Annotated in this window: 9 protein-coding genes; 3 read left to right on the forward strand and 6 right to left on the reverse strand. The window is 69.4% G+C overall.

What is annotated here, in order from left to right:
* Positions 1-31: 31 nt before the first annotated feature.
* A complete protein-coding gene (locus IE198_RS03895) occupies positions 32-1,231 on the reverse strand; it encodes a S8 family peptidase (protein WP_189882550.1) in 1,200 nt (399 codons plus the stop codon).
* 470 nt (positions 1,232-1,701) lie between these two features.
* On the opposite strand from IE198_RS03895, the gene IE198_RS03900 reads away from it, so the two are divergent.
* The gene (locus IE198_RS03900) at positions 1,702-3,966 is read left to right on the forward strand and encodes an MMPL family transporter (RefSeq protein WP_373299753.1); all 2,265 of its coding nucleotides are present in this window, start codon (positions 1,702-1,704) and stop codon (positions 3,964-3,966) included.
* A 138-nt stretch (positions 3,967-4,104) separates the two neighbouring features.
* On the opposite strand, the gene IE198_RS03905 is transcribed toward IE198_RS03900, so the two are convergent.
* The 3 genes from IE198_RS03905 to IE198_RS03915 are packed head-to-tail and all read right to left on the reverse strand — an operon-like array spanning position 4,105 to position 7,192.
* Positions 4,105-5,412 carry an ABC transporter substrate-binding protein gene (locus tag IE198_RS03905; protein WP_189882555.1) on the reverse strand — a complete coding sequence of 436 codons (1,308 nt, stop codon included), beginning with the start codon at positions 5,410-5,412 and terminating at the stop codon, positions 4,105-4,107.
* Complete coding sequence (locus tag IE198_RS03910) at positions 5,412-6,254, reverse strand: carbohydrate ABC transporter permease (RefSeq protein ID WP_189882556.1); 843 nt, start codon at positions 6,252-6,254, stop codon at positions 5,412-5,414. The genes IE198_RS03905 and IE198_RS03910 overlap by 1 nt, the downstream gene beginning before the upstream one ends.
* Positions 6,251-7,192 (reverse strand): carbohydrate ABC transporter permease, encoded by a 942-nt coding sequence (locus IE198_RS03915; RefSeq protein ID WP_373299761.1) that lies wholly within the window; start codon positions 7,190-7,192, stop codon positions 6,251-6,253. The genes IE198_RS03910 and IE198_RS03915 overlap by 4 nt, the downstream gene beginning before the upstream one ends.
* A gap of 149 nt (positions 7,193-7,341) precedes the next feature.
* On the opposite strand from IE198_RS03915, the gene IE198_RS03920 reads away from it, so the two are divergent.
* Positions 7,342-8,193, forward strand: coding sequence for a phosphotransferase enzyme family protein (locus IE198_RS03920; protein ID WP_189882561.1), 852 nt, complete (start codon positions 7,342-7,344; stop codon positions 8,191-8,193).
* A 31-nt stretch (positions 8,194-8,224) separates the two neighbouring features.
* On the opposite strand, the gene IE198_RS03925 is transcribed toward IE198_RS03920, so the two are convergent.
* Complete coding sequence (locus tag IE198_RS03925) at positions 8,225-8,947, reverse strand: 3'-5' exonuclease (protein ID WP_189882563.1); 723 nt, start codon at positions 8,945-8,947, stop codon at positions 8,225-8,227.
* Between the two features lie 89 nt (positions 8,948-9,036).
* Positions 9,037-10,272 carry a DUF5919 domain-containing protein gene (locus tag IE198_RS03930; protein WP_189882565.1) on the reverse strand — a complete coding sequence of 412 codons (1,236 nt, stop codon included), beginning with the start codon at positions 10,270-10,272 and terminating at the stop codon, positions 9,037-9,039.
* 378 nt (positions 10,273-10,650) lie between these two features.
* Between IE198_RS03930 and glgX the strand changes: the two genes are divergently transcribed.
* Entirely contained in the window at positions 10,651-12,774 is a 2,124-nt protein-coding gene (gene glgX / locus IE198_RS03935) for a glycogen debranching protein GlgX (protein WP_189882567.1), read from the forward strand.
* Positions 12,775-12,875 lie beyond the last annotated feature (101 nt).

A 12,875-nucleotide genomic window follows, 5' to 3' on the forward strand; every position in this document is an offset into this window, starting at 1 on the left:
GCGACCGCCGTTCAGCAGCGCGGACCGTCGGTCACTCGACGATCTTCAGCAGCTTGTTGGGCGTACCCTCGCTCGGGTTGGTGATCTTGTCGGCCGTCGCACCCTCGGTGAGGGCCGCGGCGACCTGCTCCGGGGTGGCGTCCTGGTGGCCTGCCAGGTAGACCGCCGCGGCGCCGACGACGTGCGGGGTCGCCATGGAGGTGCCGGAGATGGTCTTGGTGCCCTCGTCGCTGTCGTTCCACGACGAAGTGATGTCGGAGCCCGGGGCGTAGATGTCCACGATCCCGCCGAAGTTGGAGAAGTCCGACTGGGCGTCGTCCTTGGTGGAGGAGGCGACGGTGATGGCCTCCTGCACCCGGGCCGGGGAACCCTGGCTAGCGTCGGAGGACTCGTTGCCGGCGGCCACGCCGAAGGTGACGCCTGCCGCGATGGCCTTGCGCACGGCCTCGTCGAGCGCCTCGTCGACGCCGCCGCCGAGGCTCATGTTGGCGACGGACGGGCCCTGGTGGTTCTGGGTGACCCAGTCGATGCCGGCGACGACCTGCTCGGTGGTGCCCGAGCCGTTGTCGTCGAGCACCCGGACGGCGACGATCTTCGCCTTCTTGGCGACGCCGTGCGCGGTACCGGCGATGGTGCCCGCGACATGGGTGCCGTGACCGTTGCCGTCGTCGGCGGAGTCGTCGTTGTCCACGGCGTCGAAGCCGTGGGTGGCGCGACCCTCGAAGTCCTTGTGGGAGACGCGGACGCCGGTGTCGATGACGTACGCGGTCACGCCTTCACCGGCGCCGTCCGGGTAGGTGTACTTGCTGTCGCCGGCCGTGTCGGCCTGGTCGACGCGGTCGAGGCCCCAGGACGGCGGGTTGTCCTGGGTGGCGTTGATGGTGAACTTCTTGTTCTGGACGACCTTGGCGACGGCCGGGTCGGCGGCGAGACGCTTGGCCTCGGTCTCGCTGAGACCGCTGGCCGAGAAGCCGTTGATGGCGGAGCTGTAGTTGCGCTTCAGCGTGCCGCCGTACTCCTTGGCCAGGCCCTTCTTGTCGGTCTTCTCGTCCAGCATGACGATGTAGCTGCCGGCGACGGCACCTTCGGCGTTCGCACCGTAGATCTTGCCCTCGGCGGGAGCTGCCGCTCCGGCGAAGGATGTGTTGAGCAGTGTGACGCCTGCTGCGGCGGCCACGGCGGTTATGGCGGCGGTGAGCTTGATCCGGCTCGCACGCTTGTGAGTTGCCATGAAGAGGGGTCTCCTCGTCATCTTTTTGTGGGGGGATCGCCCCGTGGACGGAAAATCTCCCGGGGCTGGTTCGAAACCCTGACCGATTGACGCGCACAGATCAAGACCTTCATGCAGCTGTGACTCAGTCAACAAGGTTTCGTAATAAGAAATCGGCCATCACGATCCAAGTCGGACGCGACCCTCAAGGGCCCTTAGTTGTAAGGGGCTTCGATCCTTCTTGTCGGGGATGGCACCGTCCATGAGGAGGAGACCCCGCATGTTCCAAGTCACCGCCCGGCAGGAGGAGAAGGCCTGAATACGCCCATAGCTTCGAAGGGTGCCTGGGGGCCGTGTTCAGAAATCGCACACATACGCCCCATGTACAGGTCACGGATATGGGCATTCGTGCACTCGACTCACACACCTCCGCACACATGCCCGCGGCCATACGCGATGAACGTACGCACATACGAGGGGACATGCCTGTCATGGGGAGAGCAGGAAGGGGCCCGCGCGGCATCGCCGCGCGGGCGGGCGGCTGGAGCGCTCAGCACCGCTGGGCCGCCGTGGGGATCTGGGTGCTGTTCGTCCTGCTCGCCATGGTGGCGGGCTCGGCTGCGGGCCGGGTCGAACTCAAGGAAAGCGAACAGCTGTCGGGCGAGACCACACAGGCCGCGCGGATCACGGAGGAGGCCGGGATCGACGAGCCGGCCGGCGAGACCGTACTCGTCCAGGCGCGCGACGCCTCCGTCACGGCGACCGACCCGGCGTTCCGCAAGGCGGTCGACGACGTCATGCGTGCCGTCGACGGCACCCGCGAGGTCACGAACATCACCTCGCCGTACGACACCAAGAGCATCTCGCGGGACGGCCGCAGCGCACTGGTGCAGTTCGACGTCCGCGGCGACCCGGAGACCGCGAGCGAACGGATCGACCCGGTCCTCGACGCCGTGGCCGGCGTCCAGGACAAGCACAAGGAGCTGCGGATCGAAGAACTCGGCAGCGCCAGCATGGGCAAGACCTTCGACGAGGCGTTCGGTGACGACTTCCAGCGGGCCGAGCTCTCCGCCGTCCCCGTCGCACTGGGCATCCTGCTGATCGCCTTCGGCGCACTGGTCGCCGCGCTGCTGCCGGTGCTGCTCGCCATCACCGCGATCATGGCGACGATGGGTCTGATGGGCGTCGTCAGCCATGTGATGCCGATGAGCGAGACGGCCAACTCGGTGATGCTGCTGGTCGGTCTCGCCGTCGGTGTCGACTACTGCCTGTTCTATCTGCGGCGTGAGCGCGAGGAGCGGGCTGCCGGCCGGGACGGCCGAACGGCCATCATGATCGCCGCGGCGACCAGCGGGCGCGCCGTCGTCGTCTCCGGTGTGACGGTCTGTGTCGCCATGGCGGGCATGCTCTTCACCGGCATCGGTGAGTTCGAGTCGATGGGCCTCGCCTCGCTGATCGTGGTGGCCGTGGCAATGGTCGGCTCGGTCACCGTGCTGCCGGCGCTGCTCTCACTCCTCGGTGAGCGGGTCGACAAGGGCCGGCTACCGTTCGTCGGCCGGCGCAGGCGTGCCGCCGGCGGCCACGGCGTCGAGAGCCGGGTGTGGAGCCGGGTGCTCGGCGGCGTGCTGCGGCGGCCGCTGGTCTCCCTGGTCGTGGCGGCCGGCGCGCTGGTCGCGATCGCACTGCCCGCGTTGGGCATGAAGACCCAGAACTTCACGCTGGACCAGGAGTTCGGTGACTCGGTGCCGATCGTGGCGACCTACCAGCGGATCAACGAGGCGTTCCCCGGGGGCGTCGACCCGGCGGAGGTCGTGGTCAGGGCCGACGACATCGGCGCGGCCACCGTACGGGACGCCATTGCCGACTTCCGGGAGCAGGCGGTGACGTCCGGCGCGTCCGAGGGCCCGGTGGAGGTCGTCACCCACGCGGAGCAGAACCTCGCCTTCGTGTACGTCCCCCTGGTCGGCGGCTCGGACCAGGACCGGGCCGAGAAGAGCCTGGAAGTGCTGCGGGACGAGGTCCGGCCCGCGACCCTCGGCAAGGTCGAGGGCGTCGAGGCGCCGATCAGCGGGCAGGTCGCCGGTTCGAAGGACTTCAACGACCAGCTGACCGGGGCGGTCGCGCCCGTCTTCGCCTTCGTCGTCATCTTCGCCTTCGTGCTGATGCTGCTGTCGTTCCGTTCGCTGACGATCGCGGTCACGTCGATCGTGCTCAATCTGCTGTCGGTCGGCGCGGCGTACGGCATCCTGACGGCCGTCTTCCAGCACGGCTGGGGCGCGTCACTGGTCGGCGCGGAGGGGGTCGGCGCGATCATCGCGTGGCTGCCGCTGTTCCTGTTCGTGATCCTCTTCGGCCTGTCGATGGACTACCACGTCTTCGTGGTGTCCCGGATCCGCGAGGCGAAGCTCCAGGGCCGCGGAACACGCGAGGCCATCACCCATGGTGTCGTGACGACGGCGGGCGTGGTGACGAGCGCGGCGGTCATCATGGTCGCGGTCTTCGCGATCTTCGGAACGCTGTCGATGCAGTCGATGAAGCAGATGGGTGTCGGGCTGGCGGCCGCGGTACTGATCGATGCGACGGTGATCCGCGGGGTGCTGTTGCCGGCGGTCATGGCGCTGCTGGGGGACCGGAACTGGTACTTCCCGAAGTGGCTGCGGTGGTTGCCGGATCTGACCCACGACGAGCCGGCCCGGCCGGTGGCCGGGCCGGTGACCGACGCGGGGGCCGCGGGGACGGAGCCGGTTCGGGTGTGACGCGGGAGCGTCGGGCGGGGTGCGGGCGGCATCTGCAGCGGGCCTGTCACCCGCCCCGCCCCCGCCACCTGGGAGGGCCGCCTGACGGCAGCCCCGGTGAGCACCGCGCGGCGCGGCGACCTGCCGGTCGTCGCGCCGTCAGCGCTGGTAGCGGGCCAGCACCAGATTCCCGTCCTCCACCAGCCGTTTCCTCAGTTCGTCCTCGTCGATCGCGCCGCTGTAGTACTCCTGGTACGCGGGGGTGGCCACCTTGTCCTTCCATTCCGGATAGCCGCGCACCGACTGTGCCGGTGCCGGGCGCAGATCTGCTGCGAGAGCGGCCCCGGTCGCCCAGCCGTCCTTCTGCGTGTGCAGCGCAGGGTCCTTCAGCGCCTGAATGCCGGTCGGCAACATCCAGTCGCCCTTCGCCAGCCGCACCATGTTCGGCGGCCGCAGCATGAAGTCGATGAACTGCACGGCCTCCTTCTTGTGCGCGCTGTCCTCGGAGACCGACAGGGTCTGCGGGCTCACGCCCTGGAGCGGCCCGCCGGCCCCGGCAGGCGCCGGCAGAACAGTCCACTCGAAGCCTTCCGGTGCCTGCTGGACTATCTGCTGCCGGTACGAGAAGCCGAGTGGCACCATCGCGTACTTGCCGCCGAAGAATCCTGGCAGCGAGTCCGAGCCGCCCATCCCCAGCGTGCTGCGCGAGGCGCTCCCGTCGACGTCGACCTGGTCGTGGATGGTGCCGGGCACCACGGAGTCGCCTTCGGTGAAGTCGATGGTGACCTTTCCGTCGTCGCCCATATGGAACAGCCGACCACCCGCGGAGAGGCCGAGGTTGAGAGTGACGGACACGGGCTCCTTGAGCGGCCAGGCGATGCCGTACTTCCCCTCCCCCATCCTCGCCGTCAGGTCCTTGGTGACCTGACGGAACTCCGCCCAGCTCCACGGCTTCTCCGCCGTCGGCACCCGGACCCCGGACGACTCGAGGATCTTCTTGTTAGCGATCAGTACCCGCGGCTCCTGCAGGAACGGGACGCCGTGGATGCCGTCGCCGAATGTCGTCGACTCCCAGCTCTGCTCCGGGATGTCCGATCTCAGGCGCTCGGGCAGCAGCTCGCTCAGATCCGCGAGCCGGCCGCCGTAGGCGAAGTCGGCGAGGTCGTCGGAGGCGTCATGGATGATGTCGGGTGCCTCGCCGCCCTCGAACGAGGTCAGCAACTGGTCGTGAACACTGTCCCAACTGCCCTGGACGTACTCGACCTGGATGTCCGGGTGGGCGGCGTTCCACTCCTCGACCAGTTCCTTGTTGGCGTCGACGGACTCCTTCTGCCATGCCAGCGACTGGAAGCGGAGCCGGATCGTGCCGTCGTCGCGCGCCTGGCCGCCCGAACAGCCGGTCACCAGCAGGACGAGTGCGGCGACGGCTGCCGTGAGCGCTCGGCTTCGTGGTTTCCGTACGCCCATCAGCTCTTCACCGCCCCGGCGAGCATGCCGCCCGTGATCCGCTTCTGGATGATCGCGAAGATGACGAGCGAGGGGATCGTCGCGAGGAACGCGGCCGCGGCGAGCGGCCCGAGGTCGGCGACGCCCTCCGCGCCCAGGAAGTGGGTGAGGACGACCGGCAACGTCTGCTTCTCCGGGGTCTTGAGCAGGACGAGCGCGAAGAAGAACTCGTTCCACGCGGTGATGAACGCGAACAGCGCGGTGGCAACGATGCCCGGCGCGAGCAGCGGCGCGGTGACGGACACGAGGGTACGCAGCCGTCCTGCCCCGTCGACCGCCGCGGCCTCCTCCAACTCCCGTGGCACTGCTCGCACATAGCCGACCAGCATCCACAGCGCGAACGGCAGCGACCACACGACGTACACCATGATCAGGCCGGACAGGGTGTTGATCAGATGGAAGTTCTTCAGGATCAGGAAGAGCGGAATGATCACCAGGACGAAGGGGAACGCCTGGCTCACGACCACCCAGCCGGTCGCGGCCGTCGTGAGCCTGCCGCGGTTGCGGGCCATGACGTATGCCATGGGGGTCGCGATCACCACGGCGACCAGCGCCGCCGCAAGGGCCGCGACCAGACTGTTGCCGGCGGCCCGGAGCAGCGGCTGCTCGTCGAAGGCCTGCCGGAAGTTCGCCAGGGTCGGATCCTCGGGGATCCAGGTCGGATGCAGCGACCCCAGTTCGCGCGGCGGCTTGAACGCGGTCGAGATCAGCCAGAGGAACGGGAAGGCGAGGAAGACCAGATATGCCAGCAGTGCGGCGTACTGCCCGGCGCGCCCTGCTCTGCCGATGCGTTGGGCCGTCATGCGTCCTCGCTTCCCTTGAGCCGTCCCACGAGGTAGAAGGCGAGCATCACCGAGATGACGGCGACCATGACGCAGCCCATCGCCGCCGCGTACCCGAACTGGCCGTAGCGGAAGGCCTCCTCGTAGGCGAACAGCATGGGCAGCCGGGTCCGGCCGCCCGGCCCGCCGCCCGTGAGCACGTACACCAGGGCGAAGGAGTTGAAGTTCCAGATGAAGTTGAGGGCGGTGATGGCGAGCGCGACGGGCCTGAGCGCCGGCCAGGTGACGGTACAAAACCGGCGCCAGGCGCCGGCGCCGTCGAGTGCGGCCGCCTCGTGCAGTTCGTGAGGGGTGTTCTGCAGTCCGGCGAGCAGGGCGACCGTGGTCTGCGGCATGCCGGCCCAGATCCCGACGATGATCACCGCCGGCAGCGCGGTGGCGAGTCCGGTGAGCCAGTCCCGGCCCACGCCGAGGCCCAGATCACGGATCGTCTCGTTGAGGATGCCGGCGTCCGGGTTGTAGACGAGCCGCCACATGATGCCGACGACGACCTCCGGCATCGCCCAGGGGACGATGGCCAGCGCCCGGGCGAGCCAGCGCAGCCGCAGCCGCTGATCGAGCAGCAGTGCGAGGCCGAGTGCGAGCAGGAACTGCGGGACGGTCACGCCGACCGCCCACAGCAGGCCGATCCGGAACGAGTCCCAGAACAGGGTGTCGTGAAGGAGGTCCTGGAAGTTGAGCGTGCCGATCCACTGGGTGGGCTCGGTGCGCCCGGCCTGTGAGTCCGTGAAGGCGAGTGCGATGCCGTAGAGCAGCGGTCCCACGCTCAGTAACAGAATGGGGATCAGCGCCGGCAGGACGAGGAACCAGGCCCCATGGTCCGCCGCGAGTCCGCCTTTTGTGTTCCGTGTGTTCCGGGAGGTGCTCTTCTCAGGCTGCGCCGTCGTGGTCGCCGATATCACGTATTCGACTCCTTCGGGCGGCTCGTAGCGGTATGCCCGGCCGCCCCGGCGGCCTGTGTCATCGTGCTGACGGGCCGTCGCCTCGTCAAGGCGACCTGCGTGGATGCGAGACTTTGTCGGATTCACGACGGTGCCGGGAGAAGGCCATGGACGAGACACGGGCACGCGAGGTACTGGCGGCGGCCGGCTTCCCGGCGGGGGCGGCGTTGCTGGCGCTCGGGGAGAATGCCGTGTTCGCGACGGCCCAGGTGGTGGTGAAGGTCGGCAGGGACGCCGGTCTGCTGGGACGTGCGGAGCGGGAAGTGGCGGTAGCCGGCTGGCTGGAGGCGGCCGGTGTGCCGGCGGTACGGGCGGCCGAGCCCGGCTCGCGGCTGGTCGAAGGCCATCCGGTGACGGTGTGGCACCGACTGCCCGATGCGGTGCGCCCCGCGCAGCCCGCCGACCTCGCGCATCTGCTGCGCCGGGTCCACGCACTGGCTCCCCCTTCCTTCGAACTGCCCCGCCGTGAGCTGCTCGGCGGTGTCGAACGCTGGCTGCGGCTGGCCGGCGAGTCGATCGACCCGGCCGACGCCGACTATCTGCGGGCACGCCGCGACGGTTTCGCGGCTGCCGCCGCCGGACTGTCCCCGCACCTCGCGCCGGGCCCGATCCACGGCGACGCACTCCCGCGCAACGTCCATGTGGGTCCAAACGGCCCGGTCCTGGTGGACCTGGAGACCGTCTCGTCGGATCTGCGGGAGCACGATCTGGTGGTCATGGCCCTGTCCCGCGACCGCTACGGCCTCGCCCCTCAGGCGTACGCCACGTTCACAGGCGCCTACGGCTGGGACGTGCGCGAGTGGGACGGCTGCGCCGTCCTGCGCGGTGCCCGTGAAACGGCCAGCTGCGCATGGGTCGCCCAGCACGCCCCGTCGAATCCCCAGGCACTGGCCGAGTTCCGCCGCAGGGTGGCCTCCTTGCGCGACGGGGACCCCGAGGTGCGGTGGTACCCCTTCTGAGGCCGGTCCTCCTTCTCCCTGCGCGTGCGCCTCAGCCGGCGACGGGCGCCAGTTCGCGCATCGGCCACGATGCGTCGACCACCGCGTCCGCGGTGCCCTTGCGGCGCAGGAAGCTCTGGAAGTCCGCCGCCCACGTGGCGTACCAGTCCACCTGCCGGTCGTGCAGCTCCGCCACGGCGAGCGAGGCCACCATGGCGTGTCGCTCGGCTATCGCGCAGGCCACCAGGACCGCGGCCCGGGCGTCCGCGTCGGCGTGGTGGGCGCTGGCGAGCACCACCCCGTACTCGGCGCAGACCGCCTCGAGGGTGCGCTTGCCCTTGCGGTAGCGGTCGACGGCCCGGTCGATCGTGTACGGGTCGATCACGGGGCCGATCGGCCGGCCGTCCAGCCGCTCGGCGAGCGAGGGCAGACCGTGCCGCTGCAACTCGGCCGCCAGCAGCGTCAGGTCGAAGGCGGCGTTGTACGCGACGACCGGGACACCCCGCAGCCAGTGACCGCACAGCGCGGCGGCGATCTCGTCGGCCACCTCGCTCGGGGGCCGGCCTTCCGCCGAAGCCCGCTCGTTGCTGATGCCGTGGATGGCGGAGGCCTGCGCAGGGATGCTTATCCCCGGGTCCGCCATCCACCCGAGGCTCCGCACCGGCTCACCCGCGTGCAGCTCGACGACCGCGGCCGTCACGATACGTGCCTCGAGCGGGTCGGTCCCCGTCGTCTCCAGATCGAAGCCGGCCAGCAGCTCGCGGTGCCAGGACATGATGCCCCCTTCTCGGTGGTGCGGTGGTGCTTCCCCCAGTTGACGACCACTCTCGCACGCACCACTGACAGCCGGTTCGAGGTGGACACTCAGGACACCGGGCGTGAATCGGTCCAGACCGACTCGAACTCCTCGCGATATGTCTGGAACAGCCCTGCCTCGGTGTCCTGCCCGGCCCGCACCACGGAGCGCCCGCCGCCCCGCAGCACCAGCACCGGCGCCTCCATGCCGCGGGCCCGGCGGAGATAGGACTGGACGACGGCCAGACCGTCGGGGCCGTCGCCGTCCACGAGATAGGCGGTGAAACGGGGGGTCTCGTCGAAGACCTGGATCTCGAAGGCCCCCGGGTCCCGCAGCCGGGAGCGGACGCGACGCATATGGAGGATGTTCATCTCCACTGTGCGGCTCAACTCGCCCTTTTTGATGCCCAGTTCGCGCTCACGGCGCTTGACGGCGCTGCTCGCCGGGTTCAGGAAGACCAGCCGGACCCGGCATCCGGACTCGGCGAGGCGGACGAGCCTGCGGCCGGAGAAGTTCTGGACCAGAAGGTTCAGCCCTATGCCGATCGCGTCGAGGCGGCGTGCGCCGCCGAAGAGGTCCTCGGCGGGCAGCTGGCGCTGGAGCCTCACGCGGTCGGGGTGGACGGACACGACGTCCGCGTACCGGTCGCCGACGAGGTCCTCCACCGCGTCGACGCGGAGCCGGTCGGCCGAGGGGACGCCGGCGCCGTTGCCGAGTATCTCCAGCAGCCGGGACGAGGCCCGCTCGGCCTGGGCGAGCACCGCCTCGTTGAGCGCGCGGTTGCGCGAGACCACGTTCCGGGCCACCTCGAGTTCGTCGAGCGCCAGCTCCACGTCGCGCCGGTCGTCGAAGTACGGCTCGAAGCACGGCCAGTGCTGGATCATCAGCTCACGCAGCTGCGGCAGCGTGAGGAAGCACAGGACGTTGTCGTCCGCCGGGTCCAGCAGATACCCCTTGCGGCGGGAGACCTCCCGTACCGCCACGGCCCGCTGTACCCACTCCTGGCCGGCCGGACCGGCCGCGGCGACCACCCAGTCGTCGCCGTGCACCGGCTCGTAGACCGGGCGCAGCACGGCGGCCACGACCGCCCGCAGCCGCTGTTCGACCAGATTCAGCCAGATGTAGGCGCGTCCAGCGCGCTGGGCGCGCGTACGCACCTCGCTCCAGGCGTCCGCACCCCAGTCCAGCTCCGCCCCTATCTCCATCGGCCGCGCGAGCGAGACCGCTCCTGGCGGGACCTCGGCGGAGTCTCCCCCCTCGTGACCCGTGTCACCGGGGGGTAGCTCCAGCCCTCCCGAGCTCACCCGCGCACCGCCTTCTGCGTATCCGACGCCCGTCTCCAACGATCAAGGAAGCCTACTCCCGCAGCGGGAGGCGGTGCACCAGGATCGGTCGGGGAATTTACCCAACTCAGCTGATCATGCGCCCTGTTCCGATCAGGCCGGGCTTTGTGGAGTGAGGGGATTCATAGCATTGACGACGCCGCGGGACCCTTCGGACGCCGGACACGGCACCAACCGGCGCCCGTCGGGCACCGCACACCGATGCGTACACCCGCCCGGTCGACACCGGCGCAGTCACCCGGTAGGACGGCCCGAAGTGCTAGGAGGTCGCACCACTTTGGGGGAGGATCTTGTCCGAGTAGCTCCCATTACCCGGATCAGAATGGAAGAGTCGAATCTATGCAGGTCTGGCCGGGACAGGCGTACCCCCTCGGCGCCACGTACGACGGCGCCGGCACCAACTTCGCGGTGCACTCGGAGGCCGCACACCGGATCGAGCTGTGTCTGCTGCACGACGACGGCTCGGAGACAGCGGTGGAGCTGCGCGAGACCGACGCGTTCGTGCGGCATGCCTATCTGCCGGGCATCATGCCCGGCCAGCGCTACGGCTTCCGGGTCCACGGCCCGTACGAGCCGGCGCGCGGGCAGCGCTGCAACTCCGCGAAGCTGCTGCTCGACCCGTACGCGCGTGCGATCAGCGGCTCGGTCGAGTGGAACGAGTCGGTCTACGGCTACCACTTCGGCAGACCGGACTCCCGCAACGACCTCGACTCCGCCCCGCACACCATGACCTCGGTGGTCGTCAACCCGTACTTCGACTGGGGCGACGACCGGCTGCCGCGCACCGACTACCACCGCACGGTGATCTACGAGGCCCATGTGAAGGGCCTGACCATGCTCCACCCGGAGCTGCCGCCCGAGCTCCGCGGCACCTACGCCGGGCTCGCCCACCCCGCCGTCATCTCCCATCTGACGGAACTGGGCGTCACCGCGCTGGAATTGATGCCGGTCCACCAGTTCGTCAACGACCACCGACTGGTCGACGCGGGGCTGGGCAACTACTGGGGCTACAACACCATCGGCTTCTTCGCCCCGCACAACACCTACGCCTCCTGGGGCGACCGCGGTGAGCAGGTGCTCGAGTTCAAGCAAGCGGTCCGGGCGCTGCACAGGGCGGGCATCGAGGTCATCCTCGACGTGGTCTACAACCACACGGCGGAGGGCAACCACCTTGGCCCCACGCTCTCCTTCCGCGGCCTGGACAACGAGTCCTACTACCGCCTGATGGAGGACGACCGCCGCTACTACATGGACACCACGGGCACAGGGAACTCGCTGCTCATGCGTAGTCCCCACGTACTGCAGATGATCATGGACTCGCTGCGCTACTGGGTGACCGAGATGCACGTCGACGGTTTCCGCTTCGACCTCGCCGCGACCCTAGCCCGCCAGTTCCACGAGGTGGACCGGCTGTCGTCGTTCTTCGACCTGGTGCAGCAGGACCCGGTGGTCAGCCAGGTCAAGCTGATCGCCGAGCCGTGGGACGTCGGCGAGGGCGGCTACCAGGTGGGGAACTTCCCGCCGCTGTGGACCGAGTGGAACGGGAAGTACCGCGACTGCGTGCGCGACCTGTGGCGCGGCGAACCGCGCACCCTCGCCGAGTTCGCGTCCCGGCTGACCGGCTCCTCCGACCTGTACCAGGACGACGGCCGGAGGCCACTGGCGTCGATCAACTTCACCACCTGCCACGACGGCTTCACCCTGCGCGACCTCGTCTCCTACAACGACAAGCACAACGAGGCCAACGGCGAGAACAACCGCGACGGCGAGAGCCACAACCGGTCGTGGAACTGCGGGGCCGAGGGCGACACGGACGACGAGGGCGTGCTGGAGCTGCGCGAACGCCAGATGCGCAACTTCATCGCGACGCTGATGCTCTCGCAGGGCGTGCCGATGCTCAGCCACGGCGACGAGTTCGGCCGCACCCAGGGCGGCAACAACAACGCGTACTGCCAGGACAACGAGCTCGCCTGGGTTCACTGGCCGGAGCCGGGCGACGACGAGGAGGGCTCGCTGCTGGCGTTCACCAAGACGATGGTGTGGCTGCGGCGCGACCACCCCGTCTTCCGGCGCCGGCGGTTCTTCCACGGCCGGCCGGTGGAGGGGACGCACGACGAGCTCACCGACATCGCCTGGTTCACCCCGCAGGGCGACGAGATGGTCGCCAGGGACTGGCAGGCCGCGCACGCCAAGGCGCTGTCGGTCTTCCTCAACGGTCACGCGATCTCGGAGCCCGGGCCTCGGGGGGAGCGCATCTCGGACGACTCGTTCCTGCTGATGTTCAACGCGAGTGGGGAGGAGCTGGACTTCACCGTGCCGGTGAGCCACGGCGAGGAGTGGCAGGTCGTCGTGGACACGGCCCGCAAGGAAGGGGTCCCGCCCGGCCAGGGTCCGATGGTGTCGGCAGGGGACGAGCTGCGGCTGGTGGGCCGCAGCATGACGGTGCTGAGGCGTCCGGCATAGCGCCCGGCGCCGGACGGCGGCCGGTGTGATGCACATCTAACCGGCCCCGTCCAGGTGGCAGACCCGCGCGTGCCCTCGGTTCACCCGGTCGGCCGATGCGC

Origin of the sequence: Streptomyces xantholiticus (genome assembly GCF_014651015.1) — a bacterium.
GTDB lineage: Bacteria > Actinomycetota > Actinomycetes > Streptomycetales > Streptomycetaceae > Streptomyces > Streptomyces xantholiticus.